Source organism: Allobosea sp., assembly GCF_017308075.1.
Classification (GTDB): Bacteria; Pseudomonadota; Alphaproteobacteria; order Rhizobiales; family Beijerinckiaceae; genus Allobosea.
Genome location: NZ_JAFKFX010000030.1, coordinates 1 through 24,057 on the forward strand (window position 1 = coordinate 1; position 24,057 = coordinate 24,057).

The 24,057-nt window shown below is 67.8% G+C and carries 25 protein-coding genes; 14 read left to right on the plus strand and 11 right to left on the minus strand.

Features of this window, described 5'->3' with window-relative positions; all coding sequences use genetic code 11:
* The 5 genes from J0J10_RS11645 to J0J10_RS11665 all read left to right on the plus strand — a co-directional run.
* A partial coding sequence (locus J0J10_RS11645; protein WP_291646701.1) for a carboxyl transferase domain-containing protein occupies positions 1-474 on the plus strand: 474 nt, incomplete at its 5' end.
* A gap of 179 nt (positions 475-653) precedes the next feature.
* Positions 654-1,418 carry an ABC transporter permease gene (locus tag J0J10_RS11650; RefSeq protein WP_291646702.1) on the plus strand — a complete coding sequence of 255 codons (765 nt, stop codon included), beginning with the start codon at positions 654-656 and terminating at the stop codon, positions 1,416-1,418.
* Entirely contained in the window at positions 1,411-2,145 is a 735-nt protein-coding gene (locus J0J10_RS11655; protein WP_291646704.1) for an ABC transporter ATP-binding protein, read from the plus strand. The genes J0J10_RS11650 and J0J10_RS11655 overlap by 8 nt, the downstream gene beginning before the upstream one ends.
* Before the next feature lie 23 nt (positions 2,146-2,168).
* Positions 2,169-3,140, plus strand: a complete 972-nt coding sequence (locus J0J10_RS11660; protein WP_291646705.1) for an ABC transporter substrate-binding protein — start codon at positions 2,169-2,171, stop codon at positions 3,138-3,140.
* A 56-nt stretch (positions 3,141-3,196) separates the two neighbouring features.
* Entirely contained in the window at positions 3,197-4,201 is a 1,005-nt protein-coding gene (locus tag J0J10_RS11665; protein WP_291646707.1) for an MsnO8 family LLM class oxidoreductase, read from the plus strand.
* A 15-nt stretch (positions 4,202-4,216) separates the two neighbouring features.
* On the opposite strand, the gene fabF is transcribed toward J0J10_RS11665, so the two are convergent.
* The 6 genes from fabF to J0J10_RS11695 all read right to left on the minus strand — a co-directional run bounded on the left by fabF (position 4,217) and on the right by J0J10_RS11695 (position 9,762).
* The gene (gene fabF, locus J0J10_RS11670) at positions 4,217-5,482 is read right to left on the minus strand and encodes a beta-ketoacyl-ACP synthase II (protein WP_291646708.1); all 1,266 of its coding nucleotides are present in this window, start codon (positions 5,480-5,482) and stop codon (positions 4,217-4,219) included.
* Between the two features lie 9 nt (positions 5,483-5,491).
* Positions 5,492-6,007, minus strand: a complete 516-nt coding sequence (locus J0J10_RS11675) for a winged helix-turn-helix transcriptional regulator (RefSeq protein WP_291647038.1) — start codon at positions 6,005-6,007, stop codon at positions 5,492-5,494.
* 65 nt (positions 6,008-6,072) lie between these two features.
* Positions 6,073-7,212, minus strand: coding sequence for an ABC transporter permease (locus tag J0J10_RS11680; protein WP_291646709.1), 1,140 nt, complete (start codon positions 7,210-7,212; stop codon positions 6,073-6,075).
* Entirely contained in the window at positions 7,209-8,135 is a 927-nt protein-coding gene (locus J0J10_RS11685; RefSeq protein ID WP_291647039.1) for an ABC transporter ATP-binding protein, read from the minus strand. The genes J0J10_RS11680 and J0J10_RS11685 overlap by 4 nt, the downstream gene beginning before the upstream one ends.
* Before the next feature lie 2 nt (positions 8,136-8,137).
* Positions 8,138-9,094 carry an HlyD family secretion protein gene (locus tag J0J10_RS11690; RefSeq protein ID WP_291646710.1) on the minus strand — a complete coding sequence of 319 codons (957 nt, stop codon included), beginning with the start codon at positions 9,092-9,094 and terminating at the stop codon, positions 8,138-8,140.
* Positions 9,091-9,762 carry a CerR family C-terminal domain-containing protein gene (locus tag J0J10_RS11695; protein ID WP_291646712.1) on the minus strand — a complete coding sequence of 224 codons (672 nt, stop codon included), beginning with the start codon at positions 9,760-9,762 and terminating at the stop codon, positions 9,091-9,093. Before J0J10_RS11695 ends, J0J10_RS11690 begins: the two co-directional genes overlap by 4 nt.
* A 375-nt stretch (positions 9,763-10,137) precedes the next feature.
* On the opposite strand from J0J10_RS11695, the gene motA reads away from it, so the two are divergent.
* On the plus strand, positions 10,138-11,001 hold the full coding sequence (motA, locus tag J0J10_RS11700; protein ID WP_291646713.1) for a flagellar motor stator protein MotA: 864 nt from the start codon (positions 10,138-10,140) through the stop codon (positions 10,999-11,001).
* Positions 11,002-11,023: 22 nt separating this feature from the next.
* Positions 11,024-11,896, plus strand: coding sequence for a flagellar motor protein MotB (locus J0J10_RS11705; RefSeq protein ID WP_291646715.1), 873 nt, complete (start codon positions 11,024-11,026; stop codon positions 11,894-11,896).
* 159 nt (positions 11,897-12,055) lie between these two features.
* On the opposite strand, the gene J0J10_RS11710 is transcribed toward J0J10_RS11705, so the two are convergent.
* Positions 12,056-12,763, minus strand: a complete 708-nt coding sequence (locus J0J10_RS11710) for a GntR family transcriptional regulator (protein WP_291646716.1) — start codon at positions 12,761-12,763, stop codon at positions 12,056-12,058.
* A gap of 172 nt (positions 12,764-12,935) precedes the next feature.
* Here J0J10_RS11710 and J0J10_RS11715 point away from each other — a divergent pair, with 172 nt between their 5' ends.
* The 5 genes from J0J10_RS11715 (at position 12,936) to dksA (ending at position 18,200) form a co-directional block, all read left to right on the plus strand.
* Positions 12,936-13,910 carry a tripartite tricarboxylate transporter substrate-binding protein gene (locus J0J10_RS11715; RefSeq protein WP_291646718.1) on the plus strand — a complete coding sequence of 325 codons (975 nt, stop codon included), beginning with the start codon at positions 12,936-12,938 and terminating at the stop codon, positions 13,908-13,910.
* A gap of 69 nt (positions 13,911-13,979) precedes the next feature.
* The gene (locus tag J0J10_RS11720; RefSeq protein WP_291646720.1) at positions 13,980-15,056 is read left to right on the plus strand and encodes a tartrate dehydrogenase; all 1,077 of its coding nucleotides are present in this window, start codon (positions 13,980-13,982) and stop codon (positions 15,054-15,056) included.
* 223 nt (positions 15,057-15,279) lie between these two features.
* On the plus strand, positions 15,280-16,653 hold the full coding sequence (locus tag J0J10_RS11725) for an MBOAT family O-acyltransferase (protein ID WP_291646721.1): 1,374 nt from the start codon (positions 15,280-15,282) through the stop codon (positions 16,651-16,653).
* Positions 16,628-17,632 carry a hypothetical protein gene (locus tag J0J10_RS11730; protein WP_291646723.1) on the plus strand — a complete coding sequence of 335 codons (1,005 nt, stop codon included), beginning with the start codon at positions 16,628-16,630 and terminating at the stop codon, positions 17,630-17,632. Before J0J10_RS11725 ends, J0J10_RS11730 begins: the two co-directional genes overlap by 26 nt.
* 145 nt (positions 17,633-17,777) lie before the next feature.
* Positions 17,778-18,200: an RNA polymerase-binding protein DksA gene (dksA, locus tag J0J10_RS11735; protein WP_291641819.1), complete on the plus strand. Its 423-nt coding sequence runs from the start codon at positions 17,778-17,780 to the stop codon at positions 18,198-18,200.
* A gap of 478 nt (positions 18,201-18,678) precedes the next feature.
* Here the strand turns inward: dksA and flgH are convergent, their stop codons facing one another.
* The 4 genes from flgH to flgF are packed head-to-tail and all read right to left on the minus strand — an operon-like array spanning position 18,679 to position 22,078.
* A complete protein-coding gene (gene flgH / locus J0J10_RS11740; protein WP_291646724.1) occupies positions 18,679-19,431 on the minus strand; it encodes a flagellar basal body L-ring protein FlgH in 753 nt (250 codons plus the stop codon).
* Positions 19,432-19,461: 30 nt separating this feature from the next.
* Positions 19,462-20,508: a flagellar basal body P-ring formation chaperone FlgA gene (gene flgA, locus J0J10_RS11745; RefSeq protein ID WP_291646725.1), complete on the minus strand. Its 1,047-nt coding sequence runs from the start codon at positions 20,506-20,508 to the stop codon at positions 19,462-19,464.
* 17 nt (positions 20,509-20,525) lie between these two features.
* Positions 20,526-21,314: a flagellar basal-body rod protein FlgG gene (gene flgG / locus J0J10_RS11750; protein WP_291646728.1), complete on the minus strand. Its 789-nt coding sequence runs from the start codon at positions 21,312-21,314 to the stop codon at positions 20,526-20,528.
* A gap of 20 nt (positions 21,315-21,334) precedes the next feature.
* Entirely contained in the window at positions 21,335-22,078 is a 744-nt protein-coding gene (flgF, locus tag J0J10_RS11755) for a flagellar basal-body rod protein FlgF (protein WP_291634428.1), read from the minus strand.
* 290 nt (positions 22,079-22,368) lie between these two features.
* On the opposite strand from flgF, the gene fliL reads away from it, so the two are divergent.
* Positions 22,369-22,881: a flagellar basal body-associated protein FliL gene (fliL, locus tag J0J10_RS11760; protein ID WP_291646730.1), complete on the plus strand. Its 513-nt coding sequence runs from the start codon at positions 22,369-22,371 to the stop codon at positions 22,879-22,881.
* Positions 22,882-22,921: 40 nt separating this feature from the next.
* Positions 22,922-24,055 carry a flagellar motor switch protein FliM gene (gene fliM / locus J0J10_RS11765; protein ID WP_291646732.1) on the plus strand — a complete coding sequence of 378 codons (1,134 nt, stop codon included), beginning with the start codon at positions 22,922-22,924 and terminating at the stop codon, positions 24,053-24,055.
* The last annotated feature ends 2 nt before the right edge of the window (positions 24,056-24,057 follow it).

Genomic DNA, 24,057 nt, shown 5'->3' on the forward strand with positions numbered 1-24,057 from the left:
GAGATCCCGATCGTCACCTTCGTCGACGTGCCCGGCTTCCTGCCGGGCACGGCGCAGGAATATGGCGGGCTGATCAAGCACGGCGCCAAGCTGCTTTTCGCCTATTCGGAATGCACGGTGCCGCTGGTCACGGTGATCACCCGAAAGGCCTTCGGCGGCGCCTATGACGTGATGGCCTCGAAGCATATCGGCGCCGACGTCAACTATGCCTGGCCCTCGGCGCAGATCGCGGTGATGGGCGCCAAGGGCGCGGTCGAGATCATCTTCCGGGGCACGGACGCGGATGGCATCGCGGCCAAGACGAAAGAATATGAGGACCGCTTCATGTCCCCGTTCGTCGCGGCCGAACGCGGCTATGTCGACGAGGTGATCATGCCGCACTCGACGAGGCGCCGCATCGCCCGGGCGCTGGCCATGCTCCGCACCAAGAGCCTCGAACGCCCCTGGCGCAAACACGACAATATCCCGCTGTGATCCGGCTCGCGCAGGATAACCCCTGCGCGACCACTGCTCACCGGAAGACACGACCCAAGTATTGAATTAGAATATTTCTGATGTAGAGCGCAAGCTTGCTGCGGCACTGCAGCAAGCTTGCGCATTTTATACATCGGCTTATTGAGCGTGGCGCATCCAAAATTTGGCGCCAGCAAACATTGCCCCGTTTCACGACCATCATCGTCTTCGCCGCCACGCTCGCTTTGTGGTGGCTCGCCAGCCGTCTCGGCTGGGTCAGCGCCTTCCTGCTGCCCGGGCCCGGCACGGTCGCGGAGACGATTGCCGAGTTGATCGCCTCGGGCGAACTCCTGCGCCACACGCTCGTCAGCCTCCGCCGCGTCGCGCTCGGCTACCTGTTCGCCATCACCTTCGCCGTCCCGCTCGCCTTGCTCTTCGTGCTGAGCCTCAGGCTGCGGTCGCTCTTCGAGCCGCTGCTCGAATTCCTGCGCCAGATTCCGCCGCTGGCGCTGATGCCGCTGCTGATGCTCTGGCTCGGTATCGGCGAGACGCAGAAGGTCGGGATCATCATCCTCTCCTGCTTCTTCCCGATCTTCCTCGGCGTGCGCGGCGGCTTCGATTCCGTCGACCGCAAGCTGATCGATGTCGGCACGGTTTGCGGCTTCTCGCGGCCGGAGATCATGCTGCGCATCGTGCTGCCCTCGGCCCTGCCGGCGATCGTCGTCGGCCTCCGGATCGGCCTCGGCTATAGCTGGCGCGCCCTGGTCGGCGCCGAGCTGATCGCCTCGTCGGCCGGGCTCGGCTATATGATCGTCGACGCTGAGAACCTCGCCCGCACCGATATCGTGCTCGCCGGCATCCTCGTCATCGGCGTGCTCGGCCTCACCGCAGACCATCTGCTGCGCCTCGCCATCCGCCGCAGCGCGCCCTGGCTCTCCGGCGATCTGGAGATGGCCCGTGCTTGAGCTTTCCGGCATCGGCCGGCGCTATCGCGTCGGCGCGGAGGAGGTCACGGCCCTCGCCGATATCGACCTGTCCTTTCCCGCCGGCTCGTTCACGACGCTGGTCGGCCGCAGCGGCTGCGGCAAGACCACGCTGCTGCGCATCCTCGCCGGCCTCGAAAAGCCGAGCGAGGGCGAGATCCGACGCGGCGGCGGCAAACTGCGCACCGCCGTCGTCTTCCAGGAGGCAAGGCTGATGCCCTGGCTCGATGTTTCCGCCAATGTCGGCTTCGGCCTGCGCGGCCGGGTGCCGCGCCCCGTCGCCGCCGAGCGCTGCGCCGCCGCGATCGAGCTCGTCGGGCTCTCGGCCTTCGCCGGCGCGATGCCGGCCCAGCTTTCCGGCGGCATGGCCCAGCGCGTCGCCATCGCCCGCGCCCTCGTCCAGGAGCCGGATTTGCTGCTGCTCGACGAGCCCTTCGCGGCGCTCGACGCCTTCACCCGCCGGACCATGCAGAACGAGCTCGTCGCGATCTGGCAGCGGCGGCGCCCGACCATCGTCTTCGTCACCCACGACGTCGAGGAAGCCGTGCTGCTCGGCGAGCGGGCGCTGGAAATGCAGGGCGGCCGCATGGTCGGCCGCGAGGCGATCGCCCTGCCCTATCCGCGCGACCCGACCGACCCCGACGTCAACCTCCATCGCCGGGCGATCCTTTCCCGGCTGATGACGACGCCGACGCCTGCCGCGGCCTGAATTTTCTGTCCAAGGAGACCACCATGAAGAAGCCCCTTGCCTGTCTCGGCCTCGCGCTCGCGCTGCTGCTGCCCGCCGCTCACGCCCAGGCGCAAACGGCCGAGAAGCCCAAAACGGTTCGCATCACCTATGTCACCGCGCCCTTCAACGTTCCCTCGATCGTGATGCGCGAGAAGGGCTTCCTCGACGAGGCCTTCGCAGCCAAGGGCATCAAGGTCGAGAACCCCGTCATCACCTCCGGCGCGCAGCAGACCCAGGCCATCGCCGCCGGTGAGATCGACATCGCCAGCGTGCTCGGCGGCACCTCCGCCATCCTCGCTGCCGCGAACGGCGTGCCGCTCAAGGTCGTCGCCGCCTATGCCCGCTCGCCGAAAGCCTATTTCCTGATGACCCGCGCCGATGGTCCGGCCAAGCTCGCCGACCTCAAGGGCAAGAAGATCGCCGGCCCCAAGGGCACGGTGCTGAACCAGCTCCTCGTCGCTGCGCTCGCCTCGCAGAATCTGAAGCTCAGCGATGTCGAGTACATCAACATGGACCTGCCGGCCGCGCGCGCCGCGCTGCTTGCCGGCCAGGTCGACGTCGCGACGCTCGCTGGCGCCAATGTCACCCAGGTCGAGAAGGCCGGCGGCCGCGCTCTGACCAGCGGCGAGGGCCTGATCAAGCCGACCACGGTGATCGGCGCCAATGCCGCCTTCCTGGAGAAGCACCCCGATCTCGTCGCCGCCTATTTCGCCGCCCATCACAAGGCGCTCGACTTCATGGCGAAGAACCCCGAGGAGGCGCTGGCGATCGCCGCCAAGGAGCAGAAGATCTCGATCGAGGACGCCCGCGCCCAGCTGCCGCTCTACGACTTCACCCCGGCGATGACCGAGGCGGACATCGCCAATCTCACGGCGGACCAGGCCTTCATGATCGAGGCCGGCATGTTGCCTAAGGCCAAGGCGATCGACATCAAGGCGAGCCTCGTCGCCCCCTCCGCCTTCAAGCTCAACTGACAAGGCAAGGGAGCGCCGCCTTTTCGGCGGCGCTCCGGCCAGCGGATATCGCCACCATGAAGCTCTCGCTCCTCGATCCTCTCGTCGTGCCGAAAGGCCAGACCTCCGGCGGCGCCCTGCGCACCGCGATCGCCATGGCGAAGGAGGTCGAGCGGCTCGGCTTCGTCCGCTACTGGATCGTCGAGCATCATGACGTCGCCTTCGAGGCCAACCCGGCCCCGGAAGTCTTCGCTGCCGCGCTCGCCGGCGCGACCTCGCGGATCCGCATCGGCGTCGGCGGCGTGCTGCTCAACCATTACAGCCCCTACAAGGTCGCCGAGGCGCTGCGGACGCTCGGCGCGCTCTTCCCGGGCCGCATCGATGTCGGCATCGGCCGCGCCACCGCCGGCCCGCTCGCCGACCGGGCGCTGAAGCGGCTGCGCGACGCCGAGATCCCGGATGATCACGCAGCCCATGTCGAGGAGCTGATCGGCTGGCTCGGCAATGATCTGCCGGAGACCTCGCCCTTCCACAGCATCCGCATCATGCGCGACGAGCCGGCCGGTCCCCTGCCCTGGATCCTCGCAGTCAGCGAAGGCAGCGCGCGCCACGCGGCCGAGCTCGGCCTCGGCCTCGCTTGCAGCGCCTTCCACCAGCCCGAGCAGGCGCCGCACTCCTTCGCGGCCTATCAGTCGGCCTTCCGGCCTTCGCGCCACGCCGCCGGCATCGCCGCGCCGCAGGCCTTCATCGCCGTGCGCGCCATCATCGGCGAAACGCAGGAGGAGGCCGAGCGCCTCGCCATGCCGGTCCGCGCCGTCTTCCGCCAGCGCCGCAAGCCCGAGCGGATCATGCTCGAGCGCCTGCCGGAGCTCGACGAAGCGATGGCGATCATGGACGGGATGGTTCCGGCCGATGATGCCGACTGGCCGACCTTCATCGTCGGCACGCCGGAGCGCGTTGCCGGCAGGCTGCGCCGCATGGCGGCGCTGACCGGCGCCGACGAGTTCATGATCCAGGATTTCCTCGACGATCCCGAGCTGCGGCTGCGCAATTACAAGCTGCTGCTGCGCGAATTCGCCTGAGGGCGCGGAAAGCCGTCAGCTCCAGCGCCGGAACACCACGCTGGCGTTGACGCCGCCGAAGCCGAAGCCGTTAGAGATGGCGTGCTCCATCGCATGCGGCCGGGCGAGCTTGGCGACGAGGTCGAGCCCGGCCGCCTCCTCGTCCGGATTGTCCAGATTGAGCGTCGGCGGCACGATCTGGTCGCGCAATGCGAGGACGGTGAAGATCGCTTCGAGCCCGCCCGCCGCGCCGAGCAGATGGCCGGTGGCAGACTTGGTCGCGCTGATCGCGATGCCGCCCCCCTCGCCGAACACCGACTTGATCGCGGCGAGCTCGCCGCGATCGCCGACCGGCGTCGAGGTCGAATGCGCATTGAGATGGCGGACATCGCCGGGCTTCAGGCCTGCCTGCTTCAATGCCGTTTCCATCGCCCGGCGCGCTCCCGATCCGTCCTCGGGGCCGGAGGTGATGTGATAGGCGTCGGCGCTGGTGCCGTAGCCGTTCAGCTCGGCGAGGATCGTCGCACCGCGCGCCTGCGCATGCTCCAGAGCCTCGATCACCAAGAGCCCGGCCCCCTCGCCCATGACGAAGCCGTCGCGGTCGCGGTCGAAGGGACGTGACGCCTTCTCCGGCTCGTCGTTGAAACCGGTGGAGAGCGCCCGAGCCGCAGCAAAACCGCCGAGCGCGACGAGATCGACGCAGGCCTCACTGCCGCCGCAGAGCGCGATATCGGCCTCGCCGGCCCGGATCATCCTGGCGGCATCGCCGATCGCCTGCACACCGGCGGCGCAGGCCGTCACCGGCGCGCCGATCGGCCCCTTGAAGCCATGGTCGATCGAGACATGGCCGGCGGCGAGATTGACCAGGAAGGACGGCACGGTGAAGGGCGAGAGCCGGCGCACGCCGCGCTGGTCGGTGGTCCGCACCGCCTCGACGATCGCCGGAAAGCCGCCGACGCCGGAAGCGATCACGGTCGCGGTGCGCTCGCGCTCGGTCTCGCTCTGCGGCTGCCAGCCGGCCTGCGCCAGCGCCTCCTTGGCAGCGACCAGCGCGAACTGGATGAAACGGTCCATCTTGCGCTGGTCCTTGGGCGCGATCGCGACATCGGCATCGAAACCGCCCTCATTGTCCTCGGCCTTGCCGGGCACGAGACCCGCAACCTTGGCCGGCAGGGTCTCGGCCACCGCATCCGGCAGGCGGCGCAGGCCGGAGCGGCCAGCGAGCAGGCGCCGCCAGGCGAGTTCGGTGCCGCAGCCCAGGGGCGAGACGACGCCCAGTCCGGTGACGACGATACGACGCATAGAAAGCTCCTAGCTCGGTTTGGTTCGGGTGGCTGCTTCGCGCGCTGCGACGAAGGCAAGGCGCTCGTGCATGCCGGTGCTGGCCTGCGGACCGGCGATGACCGTGACGCTGTCGACGGTGATGGGTTGCAAGGTCGCGGCAGCGACGGTGATCGGGATGATCGGCTCTTCGCTTCCGCGCTCGGCCAGTTGCAGGGAAGCGCCCTCGGGCGCGAGATGCCGGTTGGCATAGCCGATCAGCGCGGCGACGACCGGGAAGAAGTCCCGCCCCTTCTCGGTCAGGATGTATTCGTAGCGCTTCGGCCGCTCATGATAGAGCCGCCGTTCGAACAATCCGCTCTCGACGAGATGCTTCAGCCGGCGCGCCAGCATGTTCGGCGCGATACCGCGGCTGCGCTCGAACTCGTCGAAGCGGGTCAGCCCCTGCAACGCATCGCACAGGATCAGTATGCTCCACCACTCGCCGACGGTCGCGACGGCGCGGGCACAGGGGCATTCGGTGAGCGGAGCGAGCCCAGGCTGCATGACCAAGCCCGCTATCTCGGTTACTATCTTTTTGCAAGTTACTATTTTCCGGGAAGGCCGCCTCGTCAGTCCAGCGTGCTCCGGAACCGCATCAGGGCGATCCCCGCATAGAGCGGCACGAAGGCGGCCAGCCAGAACACCTCGGTGCCGATGTCGCCGAGATCGGCACCCTTCAGCATGATCGCGCGCACGACCCGCAGGAAATGCGTCAGCGGGAAGATCTCGCCGAGCCACTGCGCCCAGAGCGGCATCCCGGCGAAAGGGAACATGAAGCCGGAAAGCAGCAGCGAGGGCAGGAAGAAGAAGAAGGTCAATTGCATCGCCTGGAGCTGCGTGCGCGCCAGGGTCGAGATCGTGTAGCCGAGCAGGACCAGCGCCAGCACGAAGATCAGCACGCAGGCGAGCAGCAAGGTGAGGCTGCCGAGGAAGGGCACGCCGAAGAGCAGCTTCGCCGCCGAGAGCACGACCGCGACCTGGACGCTGCCGACCGCGAGATAAGGCAGGACCTTGCCGAGCATGATCTCGCCAGCTGTCGCCGGCATGGCAAGCAGGTTCTCCATGGTGCCGCGCTCGATCTCGCGGGTCAGCGCCATCGCCGTCATCATCACCATGGTCATCTGCAGGATGACGCCGAGCAGTCCGGGCACGATGTTGTACTGGGTGATGCCCTCGGGATTGTAGCGCCGGTGCACGACGAAGGAGAGTGCGCTCTCGCTCTGCTGCCGGGCCTGGTCCTCGGTGCCGAGCTCGCGGGTCAGCGCCCGTCCGGCAATGGTCTGCAGCGCCCCGACCGCATTGCTCGATGCGGCGGGGTCAGTCGCATCGGCCTCGACCAGGATGCGCGGCTCGTCACCGCGCTCGACCCGCATGCCGAAATCGCTGGGAATGGTGACGAGGAAGGAGATCGCGCCGCGCGCCATCAGGCTCTCCGCCTCGGCCGCACTCTCCGGCCGCTTGGCGAAGCGGTAATAGCCGGAGACCTCCAGCGCCGCGACCACCGAGCGGGTATAGCGATCCTGGCCCAGCGCCAGGACCGCCGCCGGCAAGCCCTTGGGATCGTTGTTGATCGCATAGCCGAAGAGCAGGAGCTGGATGATCGGCACCACCAGCATCATCGCGAAGGTGATGCGGTCGCGCCGCATCTGCACGAATTCCTTGGCGAGGATGGCGCCGAGCCGCCCCGCGGACAGCGCGAAGGCGCTCATGCCGCCTGCCCCCCGGCCTGGGCCCTCGCCATGAACTGGATGAAGACATCCTCCAGGCTGGTCTCTCCGGGCTCGACCCTGATGTCCTCCCGCTCGGTGAGTGGCGCCAGAGCGCGCTCCAGCTTGTCCCTGTCCGTGCCAACGACATGCAGCGTCGCCCCGAAGGGCGCGACCTGCTCGACACCGTCAGTCCGGGACAGCGCCGCGATCTCGGCCGGCTTCAGCACGCCATGGACGACATAGGTCGAGAGGCCGGAGCCGTGCACCACCTCCTCGACCGTGCCCGTCGCCAGCATGCGGCCATAGGCGATGTAGCCGATGCGGTGGCAGCGCTCGGCCTCATCCATGTAATGGGTCGAGACCAGCACGGTCAGCCCCTCGCCGGCGAGGCGGTGGATCTCGTCCCAGAACTCGCGCCGCGCCTTTGGATCGACGCCCGCGGTCGGCTCGTCGAGCAAGAGCAGCTTCGGCTCGTGCATGATGCAGGCGGCGAGCGCGAGACGCTGCTTCCAGCCCCCCGAGAGCGTGCCGGCGAGCTGGTCCTTGCGCGAGGTCAGGCCGAGACCGTCGAGCGTCCTCGCCACGGCCTCCCCGACGGGCTTAAGCCCGTAGAGCCGGGCGACGAAGGCGAGATTCTCCTCGATCGTCAGGTCCTCGTAGAACGAGAACTTCTGGGTCATGTAGCCGACATTGAGCTTGATCTGCGCACTCTGGCTGCGGACATCGAAGCCGAGCACCGTGCCCTCGCCGGCATCCGGCGTCAGCAGCCCGCAGATCAGCCGGATCGTCGTGGTCTTGCCGGAGCCGTTCGGACCGAGGAAGCCGACGATCTCGCCCTGGCGCACGGTGAGGTCGACATTGTCGACCACGGTCCGCGTGCCGAAGCGCTTGGTCAGCCCGCGGACCGCGATGGCGTTCTCGATGCTCATCGCCGGGCCTGCATGACGACGTCGACGATCTGGCCGGGCTGCAGCTTCGCCGCCGGCCCGCCTTCCGGCCGCGCCTCAACGAGATAGACCAGCTTTTGCCGGGTATCGGCGGAGTAGATCACCGGCGGGGTGAATTCCGGCTCCTGCGAGACATAGGAGACGGTGGCTGCGAGACCCGGCGGGCAGCCATTGCACTGCACTTCGAGCCTTGTGCCGACCACCGTGCCGGAGAGCAGCGCCTCCGGCACATAGAGCATCAGCTTCACCGCCCCGTCCGGCAGCAAGGTCAGCACCGGCGCGGTCGGCCCGGCGAGTTCGCCGGGATGACGCACGATGTCGGTGACGATGCCGGGGGCAGGCGCGGTGAGCCGGCGCTGCGACAGCCGCCATTTCGCCTGGTCGAGCGCGGCCTGCGCCTGCGCGACCTGGTTCTGCGCCGCCCTGATCTCCTCCTCGCGCGCCGCCAGCCGGGCCACGGCGAGATTGGCGGCGCTCTGCCGGACGCTCGCCGCCGCGACGTCGCGCGCCGTCTGCGCCTGGTCGAGATCGGCCTGGGTCGAGACCCCGCGCCGGAACAAATCCTGCCGGCGTTCCAGCGCCCGCTCGGCCTCGCGATGCTGGGCCTGGGCCGAGGCCGCATTGGCCTCGATCACCGCGATCTCCTCCGGGCGCTTGCCGCTGAGCAGGTTGGCGAGCTGGGCGCGCACCTGCACCAGCCGCGCCTCGCTTTCGGCGACGACGTTCTGCGCATCGTCCTTCTGCAGTTCGGCGACGACGGCGCCCGGAGTCACCCGCTCGCCGCGGCGGACCGCGACGCTCTCGATCCGCGCGACATCGATCGGCCCGAGGCGGACATATTCGCCCTCGACATAGCCCGCGACCCGCGTGGTCGGCGGGGCGCAGATGCCGAGCGAAGCGACCAGGACGAAGGAGCAGATGAAGCCGAGGATCATGACGCCTCTCCCCTGCAGGCGAGGATGCCGGCACGCACTGAGCGCCGGATCGCCTCGCCGATCAGGCGCGCCTCCTCGGCCCCGATCCCGTCCCAGCCGAGCCGCCGCGTCACCGCCGGCCGCGCGATGCGGAAGTAGAAAACCTGGCCGATCGCCGCGAAGACTGCGAGCTTCGTCTCCGGCGCCTCCGGCTCCATGCCGGTCGCCGCCGCCCAGACCTGGCAGACCCGGCGATGCACCGGCTCGAACAGACCGCCATAGAGAGCCTCGAAAGCAGGGCTCGGCGTCAGCATCTCGCGCATGACGAAGCGGGCGACGACCTCGCTCTCCGGCACCGTCGTCAGGAAGCTGACGACCCGGCCGATCAGGGCGAGCAGCTGCTCGGTTGCGGCGTCGCGATCGGTCACGTCGGGCGCCATCGAGACGGCAGGCGAGCCGCCCGTCAGCACGCCCTGCATCCGGGCGATGATCGCCTCGGCACAGGCCTGCCTCAGCCCGTCCTTGCCGCCGAAATGATAGGCGATGCCGGCGCTGTTGACGCCGGCCGCCTGCGCGATCTCGCGCGTCGAGGTCGCGTCGAAGCCGTTGCGGCCGAACAGGTCGAGCCCCGCGCGGATCAGCGCCTGCCGCGTGCTCTCGACGTCCTCGATGATGGAAATGCTCGCCATAGCGAGAGCATAGCACCACGTCTCATTTCAATCAATCGATTGATTGAAATGAGGTCGTCTGTGAGCGCCGACCGGCACTCACTTTCAAGATGCAGAGAGCTTGTCATCGACGCGCGCCTTTCGTCACCGCGGCGCGTCCAGTTTGTCACCGAGCCCAAAAGCGTGGGCGCCGATCATAGTGACCGGCGGAGGCTCATTGCACCCCGGCCCTCTTCCTGGGCCTACCCTGCCACCCCAAGCCGCTGCCGGAGGACGACGCTTACAAGCCCGTGGGCCAAGGCTTGTAAACTCGCCCTTAACCTTGATCGTTCATTTCCCAGGATCGGAAGTTAACTAGCGCGGGCCGCACCTGCCGCGGCGCAGGGTAGCGGATTCATGCGGCTGATCATCGGCACAATCATCGTCTTTGCCTGCGTCTTCGGCGGGTATGCGGCGATGGGCGGCAAGCTCCTCGTCCTTTGGCAGCCGTTCGAGTTTGTTATCATTCTCGGTGCAGCGATGGGTGCCTTCATCATCGGCAACACCGGGCCGGTGCTCAAGTCCGTCCCCACCATGCTTGGTACGCTCGTGAAGGGCCCCAAGTACAATCGGGAGGCGTATGTCGAACTGCTGGCGATGCAGTATTCCCTGTACAGGCTTGTAAAGCAGAAGGGCATGCTCGCGGTCGAGCAGCACATTGAAGATCCGAGCGAGTCGGCGCTTTTCAATGCCTTTCCGACCTTTGCAGAGAACCATCATGCGGTCGAGTTTGTCTGCGACTACATGCGCATGTTGACGATGGGCGCCGACAACGTCCACGAGATAGACGCTCTCATGGACGAGGAACTGGAGACGCACCATCAGGAGCAGGAGCGTCTTGTTGCAGCCATGCAGTCGATCGCCGACGGAACACCAGCGCTCGGCATCGTCGCCGCCGTGCTCGGCGTGATTAAGACGATGGGGGCGATCAGCGAGCCGCCGGAGGTGCTGGGCCATCTGATCGGCGGCGCGCTCGTAGGCACTTTCTTCGGCGTCTTCGTCGCCTACGGCTTCTTCGGGCCCATGGCGCAATCGCTCAAGAGCATCTTCGAGGCGGAATCCAAGTACTACCTTTCGCTCAAGGCGGGCCTCCTTGCCCATATCAGCGGCCAGCCGCCGGTGATGGCGGTAGAATTTGCCCGCAAGGCTCTGATGAGCGACGTCCGCCCGACCTTCAGCGAAGTGGAAGCGGCAACCGCCGATCTGCCCGCCAACGCCTGACCCAATCTCCAGCAGGGACTCGATGGCCAAGCCCGCCCAGACGATCATCATCAAGAAGGTCAAGAAGGCCGCCCATGCGCACCATGGCGGGGCCTGGAAGATCGCCTATGCGGATTTCGTGACAGCGATGATGGCGTTCTTTCTGCTGATGTGGCTGATCAGCATGACGACGCAGGAGCAGAAAATCGGCCTGGCGGAATACTTCGCGCCGGGGGCTGTGAGTGCCAGCACCAGTGGCGCTGGCGGCATCCTGATGGGCACCGCCCTGGACAAGTCAGGCAACAAGTCGTCGGCGCCCCGCGAAACGGCGAGCGGCGTCACCGGGCAGGAAGACGGAGCGCGCCGGGCGAGCTCAGGCCGCGCCAGCGACCGTCAGGTCACCCGCCCGGCCGCCGGCGCGCAGGCCCAGCACAGCGCCGCGGCCAGCCTCCGGCAAACGCTCCAGAACATGCCCGAAATGGCCGAGCTGTCGCGCAACATCGTGATCGAGCCGACCAAGGAGGGCTTGAACGTTTCCCTCGTGGACGAGGAGGGCCGCTCCATGTTCCCCGAGGGCTCGGTCGAGCCCTATGACCGCACCCGTCGCGTGCTCGAGGTGCTCGCGCCGACCCTGCGCCGGCTGCCCAACCAATTGTCCGTCACGGGCCACACGGCCGTCGCGCGCCCGGGCTCGGCGCGGGCCGTCGATTCCTGGAGCCTCACCGCCGGGCGCGCCCTCGCCGTGCGCAGGATCCTGTCGGGTGCCGGAATCCCGAACGACCGCTTCGCTTCCGTGACGGGGCGCGCCGACACCGAGCCGGTCTTCCCCGACAATCCCTACATCGCGCCGAACCGACGGGTGACGATCACACTGCTCGGCGCGGAACCGCCGCTGCCCCCGAACGTCTTGCGCTGACGACAAGGCCCCTCGGCCCTCAAGCCCGAGGAGCCACTGCCCAGCGGCGGCGCCCTGCCCCGCCGGCCGTGCGCGCTCCTCCAGCGTCTCCATCTCGATCTGCGGCTGCTTAAGCAGCCCGCAGGCGCATGACGCTCCTGCAGCCGCACCGGGCGCGGCTCAGAGCTGGCGCAGACCGATATGCTCGATCAGGGGGACGAGCTCGTCGCGCGCCGCAACGCGGTGAGCACGGGCGAGCCGATGCGCCGCCTCGGCGTCGCCGGCCCTCACCGCCTCGCCGATCAGCCGATGCGCCTGTGCCGAGCCGACCGGCCGGGCCCGCAGCCTCAGGGTCAGCATGCGGGCGCGATGGGCCTGGTCCGTCACCGTCTGGGCGATGCGGCGCAGGCGGCCATTGCCGCAGCGCTCGACCAGCAGGCGGTGGAACAGTTCGTCGGCCTCGGCCCAGCCGGCGAGATCCTCCGCCGCCAGTGCCTGCTCCATCGCCGCCGTCGCGGCCTCGAGCTCGTCGGCCACCGCCGCGCGATCCTGGTCCGGCAGCGCCGTCAGCAGCTCCGCCGCCATCGACTCGACCGCGATGACGACCTCGTAGATCTCGCGGATGTCCTGCGGGGCCAGCGGGCAGATCAGCACGCCGCGCTTCGGCAGCACCCGCACCAGCCCGTCCTCCTGCAGGCGGATGATCGCCTCGTGCACCGGGGTCCGGCTCATGCCGAGCCGCACCGCGATCTCCTGCTCCGAGCCCTGATAGCCCGGGGCGAAGACGGTATCGCGGATCGCCTGCTTCAGCGCGGCATAGGCCTCGTCGACCAGCGAGCCGCGCCTGGCCCCGCCCCCCGCAATTTCCGCCCGCGCAAGCTCGGCCATGGCCACCTCCAACACCGTCCGAGCATGGCCGATCACTTGCATGGAAGCAAGAATGGAAGCTTGACAAGGCGATCCTGACCGGAAACGCTGAACGCATGCAAACTTCCATGGAACACAAATGGAAGGGCGGTCGAGGCGCCGGCGAACGGCGCCGGCACAGGGAGGAAAAGCAATGAAGCGAATGCTGCTCGCACTGACGCTCGGGCTCGCGGCGACGATGCCAGCGCTGGCCCAGCCCGGCTATCCCACGCGCTCGATCACCATGGTCGTGCCCTTCGCGGCCGGCGGCACCACCGACATCGTCGCCCGGATGATGGCGGACCATATGAGCCGCACGCTCGGCCAGTCGATCGTCGTCGAGAACGTCGCCGGCGCCGGCGGCACCACCGGCGCGACCCGCGTCGCCAAGGCGACGCCCGACGGCTACACGCTGCTGATGGGCAATCTCGGCACGCAGGCTGCGAGCGTCGGGCTCTATCCCAGGCTCGCCTATGATCCGCGCACCGATTTCGAGCCGATCATGAACTCGGCCTCGACGCCGATGCTGGTGGTTGCCAAGAAGGACCTGCCGGTCAAGGATTTCCGCGAGTTCGTCGCCTATCTCAAGGAGAACGCCGCGAAGCTGAATTACGGCTCCGGCGGCGTCGGCTCGACCTCGCATCTGACCTGCCTCTTCCTCGACTCGCTGCTCGGCACTAAGCCCTCGCATGTTCCCTTCCGCGGCTCGGGACCCGCGCTCAACGCGCTGCTCGGCGGCCAGGTCGACTATGTCTGCGACCAGACGGTCGCCATCGTTCCCACCGTGCAGGCGAAGGAGGGCAAGGGCCTCGTCGTCGCGGTCAAGGACCGGCTCGCCGTCATCCCCGACGTGCCGACCGCCGCCGAACAGGGCCTGCCGCAATTCCAGGCCACCGGCTGGAACGCGATGTTCGCACCCAAGGGCACGCCGAAGGAGATCGTCGATCGGTTGAACACCGCCGCCCGCGCCGCCCTCAACGACCCGACCACGCGCAAGCGCTTCCTCGATCTCGGCGCCGAACTGCCGGACGAGGCCGGCCAGACCCCGGCCGCGCTCGGCGAGCTCGTCCGCAGCGAAATCGAGAAATGGGTGCCGGTCATCCGCAATGCCGGCGTCACCGCGCAGTAACCAGCAAACGGCGCCCGGCCCGCGCCGGGCACCGCCTCGTCACGAACCAGCATCGAACGGACAATGAGCATGCGCACGCACAGGATCGCCGCCATCGGAGGGGACGGCATCGGCCCCGAGGTCATCGCCGCCGGGCTCCAGGCCCTGGAGGTCTGTGCCGAGCGCGATGGCGGCTTCAGCCTCGATGTCCGCTCCTTGGACTGGGGCTCCGATTACTATCGCAAGCATGGCGTGATGATGCCGGCCGATGGCGCCGACCAGCTACGTGCCTTCGACGCGATCTATTTCGGCGCGGTCGGCGCCCCCGACATTCCCGATCATCTGACGCTCTGGGGCCTCAGGCTCGCCATCTGCCAGCCGCTCGACCAATACGCGAATGTCCGCCCGACCCGGATCCTGCCCGGCATCGTGAGCCCGCTGCGCCATGTCTCCGGCCCGGAGCTCGACTGGGTGATCGTGCGCGAGAACTCGGAAGGTGAGTATTCCGGTGTCGGTGGCCGCGTGCACAAGGGCCTGCCCGAGGAAGTCGCGACCGATGTCTCGATGTTCACCCGCGCCGGCGTCACGCGCATCATCCGCTACGCCTTCGAGATCGCCCGCGCGCGGCCGCGCAAGCTCCTGACCGTCGTCACCAAGTCGAACGCCCAGCGCCACGGCATGGTGATGTGGGACGAGATCGCCGCCGAAGTCGCGCGCGCGTTTCCGGATGTGATCTGGGACAAGATGCTGGTCGACGCGATGACCATGCGCATGACGCTGAAGCCGGAAACGCTCGATACGATCGTCGCGACCAATCTCCATGCCGATATCCTCTCCGACCTCGCCGCGGCGCTGGCCGGCTCGCTCGGCATCGCGCCGACCGCGAATCTCAATCCGGAGCGCAGGACGCCCTCCATGTTCGAGCCGATCCACGGTTCCGCCTTCGACATCGCCGGCAAGGGCATCGCCAACCCGGTCGCGACCTTCTGGACCGGCGCGATGATGCTCGAACATCTCGGCGAGAAGGCCGCGGCGGCCCGGCTGATGCGCGCCGTCGAGCGCGTCACCGCCGACCCGGCCCTGCACACGCCCGATCTCGGTGGCAAGGCGACGACGAGAGAGGTGACGGACGCGGTCTGCGAGGCTCTGCGCGGCGACAATATCTGAGCCCCCGCCTGGAAATTCCCACGGCCTTCATCCTGAGGAGCGCTCCGCAGGAGCCTGTCTCGCAGGATGAGGGCCGTGGATTTCCGGGCGGGTCGACCTTCCGAAATGGCGAAGGGAATATCCGCGAAGGCCGGACGCGCTGCCGGCAGCTTTCATCTCCCGACCATGACAGCGCGGCGATAATCGTCTAAGGCGGCCCTCTCCTGCTGCCCTCGCCCGCCCGATGCTGTTCAACTCCTTCATCTTCCTGCTCGGCTTCCTGCCGCTGGCCCTCGCCCTGCACTGGCTGGTCGAGCGTTTCGCGCCGGCCTGGCGGCTGCCCTTGCTTGCCGGGCTGTCCTTCGCCTTCTACGGCTATTGGGACTGGCGCTTCGTGCCGCTGCTCGGCTTCTCGATCCTGCTCAACTGGCTGATCGCCGAAGCCTTCCAGAAAACCAGGGCCGGCGCGCTGATCACGCTCGCCATCGTCGCGAACCTCGCCGTGCTGGCGCTGTTCAAATACTTCAACTTCTTTGCCGATCTGGCTGGCATGATTCCGGGATTGCCGGCGCCGAAGCTCGATCTGGCCCTGCCGCTCGGCATCTCCTTCTTCACCTTCCACCATGTGATGTATCTGACCGATCTGCGCCGCGGCGAGGCGCCGCGCTATGATCTGGTGCGCTATGCGCTCTACATCGCCTTCTTCCCGCAGGTGCTGGCCGGGCCGCTGGTGCGCTGGCGCGAGATCATGCATCAGTTCGACGAGCGCCCCTATCTGCGCTCCGACGCGGCCGAGCGCATCGCCCGCGGCCTGATCCTGCTCACCATCGGCCTCGCCAAGAAGGTCCTGCTCGGCGACCCGCTGGCGGAATACGCCAATCCGGTCTTCGCCGCCGCGGCGCAGGGCAAGGCGATCGCCCTCGGTGAAGCCTGGCAGGCGACCCTCGCCTTCACTTTCCAGATCTATTTCGACTTCTCCGGCTATACCGACATGGCGCTCGGCCTGGCGCTGCTCTTCGGCATCGTGCTGCCGCAGAATTTCGACACGCCCTATCGCGCCGTCAGCCTGCAGGATTTCTGGCGCCGCTGGCACATGACGCTGTCGCGTTTCCTGCGCGACTATCTCTACATTCCGCTCGGCGGTTCGCGCCATGGCCTGCCGCTGCAGCTCTGGGCCCTGTTCGCCACCATGGCGCTCGGCGGGCTCTGGCACGGTGCCGGACTGAATTTCGTTGCCTGGGGCGCCGCCCATGGCGTCGCGCTGGCCGTCGGCGTGCTCTGGCGCCGCGCCGGGCTGTCGATGCCCGATCTCCTCGGCTGGGTGCTGACCTTCCTCTTCGTCGCGCTCTGCTGGGTGCTGTTCCGCGCCACCTCCTTCGACGCGGCCCTCGCCATCTACAAGGGACTGTTCGGCTTCGGTCCATGGGGCGGCGGCTTCAAATGGCGGGCCCTGCTGCCGGCCGCCGCAGTGGCGATCATCGGGCCGACCGCCTGGGCGCTGGCCTGGAAGTTGCCGCCGGCCCGCTGGCTCGCCGTCGCGACCGCGGTCCTCTTCGTGCTGGTGCTGTTCAAGATCGGCGACGACGCCAATTATGAGTTCATCTACTTCCAGTTCTGAGACGCGCTGGCGCGGCTTCGCCGCGACCTTCGCGCTGGCCGCGGCCGGGCTCGCTCTGGCGCTGCTGGCGTTCGCCTTCCTGGTCGATCCCTATGACAGCGGCCGCTCGCCCCTCAAGCTGAAGCCCGGCGTCAGCCCGCAGGGCCCACGCACCGCCGCCGCCAGCCGCGGCCGCGATCCCCAATTCTCGGGCGCGATCTTCGGCAACTCCCATATCCAGCTCGTCTCGCCGGAAGCGCTGAAGCAGCAGACCGGCATCGCCTTCGTCTCGCTGATCGCCCCTGCCACCGGCCCGCGCGAATCCCTCGTCCTGCTCGACTGGTTCCTGCGCCACCGCAAGGAGCCGGCCAGGGCGCTGGTGATCGGCATCGATGTCCGCTGGTGCACGCCCGATGCCAGCCTTCCGGTCGAGAAACCCTTCCCCTTCTGGTTGTTCGAGCGCTCGCCCGCCGCCTATCTCGCCGGGCTGATGCGCTTCGACGTGATCGAGGAAATCCCCCGCAGGCTGCGCTACCAGACAGCCAAGGCACCGCAACGCGCCCGCCCGGACGGCTTCTGGAACTATGAGGAAGGCTACGAGGTCCAGGGCTTCCACAATGATCCGGCCCGCCGCGCCCGGCTGCTGGAGCCGATCCAGTCCGGCGGCGGCAATGCGACCGGCCCCTTCCCCGCCGCCGATGCGCTGCGCGCCCTGCTCGCCCGCCAGGCGCCCGACGCGCCGGTCGTGCTGCTGCGCCCGCCGAATTTCGTCAGCGCCCTGCCGGTGCCGGGCAGTGCCGATGCAGCCGCCGATTCTGCCTGCCGCGACGCTTTCGCCGGGCTCGCGGCGAGCCGCCCGCGCACCACCCTGATCGACTGGCGGATCGACCGGCCGGAGAATCGCGAGCCGGACAACTATTTCGACCACAGCCACTACAGGCTGGGGATAGCGCGGCTGGTCGAGGCCGACATTGCCGCCGCGATCAACCGATTTCGCTGAATTTACGGTTACTTGCCGGGTAGATCACGGCTCTGCGAAAGCCGATTGTTACGAAGGAGACCAATCGTTATAAGGGCGCCAAATCGGCGGCCCGACGGCAATGCCGGAAGGGGCGTCGAGCAGCGTGAATTGAGAAAGCCTGCCCATGTCGAAGCAGACCACCCTCGATCCCGACTACAAACCTTCCGAGACCGAGCCGTTCATGAACGAGCGGCAGCGCGAATATTTCCGCGGCAAACTGCAGGCCTGGAAGGATGAGATCCTCAAGGAAGCCAAGGAGACCTTGGTCACCCTGCAGAGCGAGAGCGAGAACCATCCGGACATCGCCGACCGCGCCTCCTCGGAAACCGATCGCGCCATCGAGCTGCGCGCCCGCGACCGCCAGCGCAAGCTGATCTCCAAGATTGAATCCGCCATCGCCCGCATCGACGAAGGCACTTACGGCTTTTGCGAGGATACAGGCGAACCGATCTCCTTGAAGCGGCTCGAAGCCCGCCCGATCGCGACCCTCTCGCTCGAAGCCCAGGAACGCCACGAGCGCAACGAACGCGTCTTCCGCGACGATTGAGCCGCGGCAGGGACATGACGATGACAGAAGGCCTCGCGGGCGACTGCGGGGCCTTTTTTGCTTGCCGCGTCGGGCTTGAAGGAAGCGGCGGTTCCGCACCGGGGGCGGGCCTCGGCCTCAAATCATCATCTGCCCGAGAGCCTGCTGCGAGAATGCGGCGACGACACGGCGTGCCAAAACGCTCCGTAAACCGTTGGATGGACCCTATTCTCCGCTCCGGCACGCGTTCCGCCGAAGGACAGCGTGATCGAGCGGGAGAAAAGCCCCGCGCGGGAGGGCGCGGGGCTTCTGGCCGCCAGCCGGTTGGCTTGGGGAGCGTGGCTGGCGGCCGGGAGGTTCGGCGGCCTCGGGAGAGACCGCCGGCCCGGGGCGGGGCGTGGACGTGGGGAGCGTCGCCTGGTCGCACCGGGTGTCTGCGATGATCGTGGCTTCGGCGTCCCTTTCTCGGATGGCCGGCTCGGTGGTTCGGGGGCCGCCCTCAGAAGGGCAGCAGGATGTCCATCACCTGCTGGCCGTAACGCGGCTGCTGCACATCGGTGATCTGGCCGCGGCCGCCATAGGCGATGCGGGCCTGGGCGATCTTGGCCGACTCGATGGTGTTGTCGGATTCGATGTCCTCGGGCCGGATCACGCCGGCGACGATCAGCTCGCGCACCTCGAAATTGACCCGGATCTCCTGCTTGCCCTCGATCACCAGATTGCCGTTCGGCAGGGTCTGGGTGACGACGGCGGCGACATTGGTGGCGAGCTGCTCGGCCCGGCGCACCGAGCCCGAGCCTTCGCTCGAGCCCTCGGAATCGAGCTTGAGAAGCTCGCCGGCGCTCGAGCCATTGGGCAGGAAGCGATCGAGCTTGTTCTCGAAGCCCATGATCCGGGCCGCGCCGAAATCCTCGCCGTTCTTGCGGCTGCGCTTGGTGGTGTTGTCGAGCTGAGCCCGGTCCGTAACCTTGACCTTGACCGTGACGAGGTCGCCGACGAGCCGCGCGCGCTGGTCCTTGAAGAAGGCGCGCGAACCGGTGCGCCAGAGCGAGTTCGGAGCGTAGGAGGCATGCTCCATCGCCGGCATCGGCATCTGCACGGGCTTGTAGCCCTTGGTCGCCGTCGGGTCCTCGATCGGCGAGAGCGCCGGGGCCTGGCCGACATTGGCGAGCCGGTCGGCGGCGCCGCAGGCGCCGAGCAGCAAGGCGAGGCCGAGAACGGCGGGGACAGCGATCGGGTTGCTTCGGGTCATGATCTCGATCCGCACTTTGAAAACCTGGGTTCAGCGCGCCGCGGCGACATGGCCGCCGCCGGGAGGGCTGACATTGATGCGGCCGGGCCCGCTGACGGTCCCCTGCAGCACCCGCTTGGAATTGAGGTTGGTGACGGCGATGACGTCGCCCATCGCGCCGGCCTCGTTGGCCCGGGCGCGCATGCTGATCAGCACGCCGCGCGCCTCGTAGACCAGCGTCACCATCTCGCCGCGGCCGACGATCTCCTCGCGCTGGACGTCGCCGCCGCGCAGCGCGACGCCGGCAAGCAGCGAGCGCCTCGCGACCTTGCCGATCGCCGCCCGCATCTCGCTGAGCTGGTCGTTCGTGCCGGGATCGCGCGGCCGCCGCTCGACCATGACGTCGCCGGCGGTCAGCGTCTCGCCGCGCGCGATCGGGCGCAGCGGCACCACGACGTCCACAGTCTCGACCAGGAGCCCGGAGACCCGCACCGGCTTCAGCCGGGTCGCGGCGCTGCCGGGCACGGCGAGACGACCGATCACACGCCGCGAACGGGCGTCATAGGTCAGGTCGAGCGCCACCATCTCGCCGGGTAGTTCCGGCTCGACCGCGACCGAAGGGGCGCCGCCGTCGAAGACCAGGGCGAAGGCGCGCGCATCGAAGCCGAAGCGCTCGAGCAGGGCCGTCTTCACCGCCGACTCGATGTCCTGCCCGGTGATCCGGCGCGCCGCCCGCGTCACCACGACCTGGGCGAGGCCCTGGCTGTCGAGGTCGAGCGCCTCGCGCAGGATGCCGTTCTTCAGCGCCGCCTCGACGATCCGGCCGACCTGGATCGTACCGGTTTCGCCCAGCGCCGGGGCGCGGAAGGCCGGCAGGGCACCATCCTGCGGCGACAGCCCGGCAATCAGGTCGCCGAAGCTGACGATGTCGCGGCTCAGGGTCAGATCGGGCCGCAGACGCGGCTTGCCGGTGGCCGCCTGCGGGGCGCCGGCGGGAGCGGTAGCGGGAACCTGGGCTGCGACCGGCGCGGCGGGCTCGGCCCGGGCCGCATCCACTGCGAGGCCAAACGCGGCGAGAAGCAGAATGGAGCGCATCATGGCGTCTCTCCCTGGCTCTAGCGGATGATCTGGGTGGTGGACTGCATCATCTGGTCCGCCGCCGAGATCACCTTGGAGTTCATTTCATAGGCGCGCTGCGCCGCGATCAGCGAGGACAGCTCGGTGACCGCCTGGACATTGCCTTCCTCGAGATAGTTCTGCTGCAAGGTGCCGAAGCCCTCGCCGCCGCCGACCCCGTCGATCGCCGGGCCGGAGCCCGCCGTCTCGATGAACAGGTTGTCGCCGAGCGATTCCAGGCCGACCTTGTTGATGAAGCGGGCGAGCTGGATCTGGCCGAGCTGCTGAGGCGCCGTCTGGCCGGGCATCGTCGCCTCGACGGTGCCCTGTGCGTTGATGCTGACGCTGGTCGCATTGTTCGGGACGGTGATGCCGGGCTCGACCTGGTAGCCGTCGCGCGTGACGAGCTGGCCCTGAGCGTCGAGATCGAAGGAGCCGTCGCGCGAATAGGCGGTACGCCCGTCCGGCAGGCGGATGCGGAAGAAGCCCTCGCCACGGAGCGCGACGTCGAACTGCTTATCGGTCGGTGTCATGTTGCCCTGGGTCATCACCCGGCCGGTCGAGACCGTCTTGACGCCCGAGCCGATCGAGATGCCGGCGGGAACCATGGTGTTCTGCTCGGAGGTCGCCGAGCCGGCACGCCGCTGGTGCTCGTAGAGCAGGTCCTGGAAGTGCACGCGCTGGCGCTTGTAGCCGGTGGTGCGCACGTTCGCGATGTTGTTGGAGATGACCTGAACGTTGAGTTCCTGGGCCATCATGCCGGTGGCGGCGGTGTGAAGGGCGCGCATGAGCTTGTCTCCGTTCCGCGTCAGGCCTGCTGGTCGGCGAGGCGCGAAATCGCCTTGCCGCGCAGCTCGTCGGTCTTGGCCAGCAGGGCCGACATGTTCTGATAGGCGCGCTGGACCTCGACGAGGCGGGTCATCTCGGCCACCGCCTTGACGTTGGAACGCTCGAAGGCGCCGGTCTCGAGCCGGGCCTGCGGGCCGGCCGCCTGGGCCGCGGCGGTCGACGAGAACAGGTTGTCGCCTTCGCTCTGCAGGGCCCGGGGATTGTCGAAGCGGACCTGACGGATTTTGCCGCGCTGGCCCTGGTCGGAGGAGACGGTGCCGTCAGCGGCGATGCGCGGATTGCTCTCGCTTTCGCCGAACACGATCGGGCCGCCATCGCCGAGCACCGGCTGGCCGGACTGGGTGACGAGCTGGCCGCGAGCATTGATGTCGAGCGAGCCGGCGCGGGTGTAGCGCTCACCCTGCGGGGTCTGCACCACGAGGTAGTTGTCGGCCTGGAGCGCGATATCAAGCGGGTTGCCGGTACGCTCGAGGGTTCCGGTGGAGAGATCGATCGGCGAGCCGCGGTCGATCACATACGAAAGCCGACGGTCGGCGGACGGAAAGGTGTCGGCGCGGGCGCCCGGCGAGATGAACTCGGCAAAGCGCGCCGAGCGGGCCTTGAAGCCGTTCGTTCCGACATTCGCCACATTGTTGGCGATGACGTCGAGCTCCCGCGCCAGAGCCATCTGGCGCGACAGGCCGACGAGAAGCGCGTTTTCCACGGCCCCTGCTCCCGATCTTTCCCGCGATCGCCTCGACGCTCCCCAGCGCGGCAATCGCAGCCAAGAGGTCAGCAACGCCCGTGCCAACATGGTTAATCTCAATCAAGATACTGATATAAAACGAATAATTGAAAATCGACGACGACCCCGACGGCGGCATGAACCGGCCCGTGCGGCAGAAACGACCCGGCAGATTTTGCCTGTCTTAACGAGGTATTAACCGTAATTCGTCAGGTTCACCTGAAGGGATCGGCGGCTGCGCGCGCCACCTTCCAAGCAGGCGGGCCGCAATGTCGAAGAAGCCGAAAAAGGGCGATGAGGAGGGCGAAGCCGGCACGAATGCCGCGCCGAAGCCCGGCAAGAAGAAGCTCGTCATGATCGTCGGCGCGGTCGCCCTGCTCGCGCTCGGAGGCGGTGGCTGGTTCTTCTTCCTGAAGAAGCCGTCCGCCGAGCAGCTCGCGGCGGCCGAGGCCGCCGCTACCGCCAAGAAGCCCGTCACCTTCGTCGAGATGAAGGACATGATGATCGGCATCTCGGCCGGCGGCCAGCAGGACCGTCAGCCGATCATCAAGATCAAGGTCGTGCTCGAGATCGCCGACGCCAAGATGTCGGAGCAGATCAAGCCGCTATTGCCGCGGGTCGAGGATGCCTTCCAGGTCTTCATGCGCGAGCTCAGGCCCGCGGACCTCGAAGGCTCGGCCGGCATGTACCGGCTCAAGGAAGAGCTGCTGCGACGCGTCAATGTCACGGTCCACCCGGCCAAGATCGACGCAGTGCTCTTCAAGGAACTGCTGATCCAATAGCCCGATCCCGCGCAAGAATCCCGCAAGGCGACCACCGTCCATGGCCACCGACGATCTCGACCTCGAAGCCTCCGCCAAGGAAAACGCTCCGCTGACGCCGGAAGGCATGGCAGCCGAATGGGCGGCCATGCCCGACATCGCTCCCGACGAGAGCGAGGCGGAAGCCCATATCGACCGCCTGATGACTCAGGACGAGATCGACACCATGCTCGGCTTCTCCATCGGAGAAGACGGCAAGGGCGGCCGCAACGGCATTCAGGCGATCGTCGATTCCGGCTCGGTCACCTATGAACGCCTGCCGATGCTCGAGATCATCTTCGAGCGTCTGGTCCGGCTGCTCTCGACCAGCCTGCGCAACCTGTTCAGCGACAATGTCGAGGTGACGCTGGAAGGCATCCGCTCGGTCCGCTTCGGCGACTACATCAACTCGATCTCGCTGCCGGCGATGCTCGCCGTCTTCAAGGCCGAGGAATGGGATAATTTCGGCCTCGTCACCATCGAATCCGCCCTCACCTATTCGGTTCTCGACACCATGCTGGGCGGCAAGCGCGGCCAGCCCGCGGCCCGCATCGACGGCAGGCCCTTCACCTCCATCGAGATGAACCTGCTGCGGCGGGTGATCGGCGTGGTGCTCGGCGATGCCGAAGCCGCTTTCCGCCCGCTCTCGCCGGTGACCTTCAAGGTCGACCGCATCGAGTCGAATCCGCGCTTCGTCTCGATCTCGCGCCCGGCCAACGCCGCGATCCGCGTCGAGCTGCGCTTCGACATGGAGGGGCGTGGCGGTTCGCTGCATGTCCTGCTGCCCTATGCCACCATCGAGCCGATACGCGAATTGCTGCTCGAAAGCTTCATGGGCGAGAAGCTCGGGCGCGACGCGATCTGGGAGAACCATCTCGCCACCGAAGTCTGGCAGGCGGATGTCGCGGTCAAATGCGTGCTGCACGAATGCACGATGCCGCTGAAGCGGGTGATGAAGCTCGAGATCGGCGACACGCTGATGTTCGACGCCCGCCCCGAAGCGGTCGCCTCGCTGCGCTGCGGCGAGTTCATCGTCAGCGAGGGCCGGATCGGCCGCGTCGACGACAGGATCGCCGTCCAGGTCGTCAGCCCCTTGCGGCGTTCCAAGACCACGATGGCAGCCTTCGACACCAGCCATCTCACCCCGACAGCCTGAGC

Excerpts from the sequence above, each read along its gene's own strand:
- J0J10_RS11660 (WP_291646705.1), top strand. The coding sequence starts at position 2,169 with ATGAAGAAGCCCCTTGCCTGTCTCGGCCTCGCGCTCGCGCTGCTGCTG.
- J0J10_RS11675 (WP_291647038.1), bottom strand. The coding sequence starts at position 6,007 with ATGCAGCCTGGGCTCGCTCCGCTCACCGAATGCCCCTGTGCCCGCGCC.
- dksA (WP_291641819.1), top strand. The coding sequence starts at position 17,778 with ATGTCGAAGCAGACCACCCTCGATCCCGACTACAAACCTTCCGAGACC.
- motA (WP_291646713.1), top strand. The coding sequence starts at position 10,138 with ATGCGGCTGATCATCGGCACAATCATCGTCTTTGCCTGCGTCTTCGGC.
- J0J10_RS11730 (WP_291646723.1), top strand. The coding sequence starts at position 16,628 with ATGAGTTCATCTACTTCCAGTTCTGAGACGCGCTGGCGCGGCTTCGCC.
- flgH (WP_291646724.1), bottom strand. The coding sequence starts at position 19,431 with ATGACCCGAAGCAACCCGATCGCTGTCCCCGCCGTTCTCGGCCTCGCC.
- J0J10_RS11695 (WP_291646712.1), bottom strand. The coding sequence starts at position 9,762 with ATGGCGAGCATTTCCATCATCGAGGACGTCGAGAGCACGCGGCAGGCG.
- J0J10_RS11715 (WP_291646718.1), top strand. The coding sequence starts at position 12,936 with ATGAAGCGAATGCTGCTCGCACTGACGCTCGGGCTCGCGGCGACGATG.
- J0J10_RS11680 (WP_291646709.1), bottom strand. The coding sequence starts at position 7,212 with ATGAGCGCCTTCGCGCTGTCCGCGGGGCGGCTCGGCGCCATCCTCGCC.
- fabF (WP_291646708.1), bottom strand. The coding sequence starts at position 5,482 with ATGCGTCGTATCGTCGTCACCGGACTGGGCGTCGTCTCGCCCCTGGGC.
- J0J10_RS11720 (WP_291646720.1), top strand. The coding sequence starts at position 13,980 with ATGCGCACGCACAGGATCGCCGCCATCGGAGGGGACGGCATCGGCCCC.
- J0J10_RS11705 (WP_291646715.1), top strand. The coding sequence starts at position 11,024 with ATGGCCAAGCCCGCCCAGACGATCATCATCAAGAAGGTCAAGAAGGCC.
- J0J10_RS11710 (WP_291646716.1), bottom strand. The coding sequence starts at position 12,763 with ATGGCCGAGCTTGCGCGGGCGGAAATTGCGGGGGGCGGGGCCAGGCGC.
- J0J10_RS11725 (WP_291646721.1), top strand. The coding sequence starts at position 15,280 with ATGCTGTTCAACTCCTTCATCTTCCTGCTCGGCTTCCTGCCGCTGGCC.
- flgG (WP_291646728.1), bottom strand. The coding sequence starts at position 21,314 with ATGCGCGCCCTTCACACCGCCGCCACCGGCATGATGGCCCAGGAACTC.
- J0J10_RS11665 (WP_291646707.1), top strand. The coding sequence starts at position 3,197 with ATGAAGCTCTCGCTCCTCGATCCTCTCGTCGTGCCGAAAGGCCAGACC.
- fliL (WP_291646730.1), top strand. The coding sequence starts at position 22,369 with ATGTCGAAGAAGCCGAAAAAGGGCGATGAGGAGGGCGAAGCCGGCACG.
- fliM (WP_291646732.1), top strand. The coding sequence starts at position 22,922 with ATGGCCACCGACGATCTCGACCTCGAAGCCTCCGCCAAGGAAAACGCT.
- flgA (WP_291646725.1), bottom strand. The coding sequence starts at position 20,508 with ATGATGCGCTCCATTCTGCTTCTCGCCGCGTTTGGCCTCGCAGTGGAT.
- J0J10_RS11690 (WP_291646710.1), bottom strand. The coding sequence starts at position 9,094 with ATGATCCTCGGCTTCATCTGCTCCTTCGTCCTGGTCGCTTCGCTCGGC.